At 69.6% G+C, this 723-nt stretch carries 1 protein-coding gene and 1 pseudogene; both read right to left on the bottom strand.

Annotated features, from left to right (window positions below; genetic code table 11):
- Positions 1-384 (bottom strand): annotated as a pseudogene (locus tag BZY54_RS47465) (isoprenylcysteine carboxyl methyltransferase family protein); the annotation flags it as partial.
- A gap of 10 nt (positions 385-394) precedes the next feature.
- Positions 395-723 (bottom strand): 3-oxoacyl-[acyl-carrier-protein] synthase III C-terminal domain-containing protein (locus BZY54_RS54355; protein ID WP_279634779.1); only part of this gene is annotated, 329 nt, incomplete at its 5' end.

Here is a 723-nt window from a genome sequence, read left to right as displayed (position 1 = left end):
GCACGAGCGGAAGGGCGGTGATCTCCACGACGACAGCGACGTAGTTGGGGTGGCGCAGCCAGCGGTACGGGCCGCTGCGGACCAGACGCGCTCCGGGGACGACGATGACCCGGGTGTTCCAGTACGGGCCGAGTGTGGTGATGCACCACCAGCGCAGCGCCTGCGCCAGGACGACGAGCGCCAGCATGGGCCATCCCAGAGCGGGCAGGAACGGCCGGTGGAGGAGTGCGGGTTCGGCGAGGCAGCAGACGAGCAGGCCGGTGTGNNGCGGCCGTGCTCCACACCGGCGCGGGCAAGGGTCCAGGCCGCGTTGCGGCGGGCGACGAGGAGTTCGCCGACGCGTTCGGCTGCCACGGCGACGACGAGAAGCATGTACCAGGGCATGAGCTCTCTCTCACCAGCGCAGGAGTACGAGTTCGGAGCAGAATCCCGGGCCCATCGCCATCAGCAGTCCCCATGTGCCGGGCTCGGGCCGTTGAGATTCCCAGACGTTCTGAAGGATGTGCAGGACGGACGCGGAGGACATGTTCCCCACCGCCGCCAGGGAGTGCCGGGAGGCGTCCAGGGCGCCGCCGTCCAGGCCGAGGGTGTCGGCCACGGCGGACAGCACCTTGGGACCTCCCGGATGACATACCCAGGTGCCGATGTCAGCGGTGGTGAGGCCGTACTCGGCCAAGAAGGCGCACAGGTGCCGGCCGAAGTGGTTCCGCACGATCTCCGGGA

The sequence above is a fragment of the Streptomyces carpinensis genome, assembly GCF_002154505.1.
Classification (GTDB): Bacteria; Actinomycetota; Actinomycetes; order Streptomycetales; family Streptomycetaceae; genus Streptomyces; species Streptomyces carpinensis.
The sequence above is the reverse complement of the archived record's forward strand: the minus strand, read 5'-3'. Positions and strand labels throughout refer to the sequence as shown.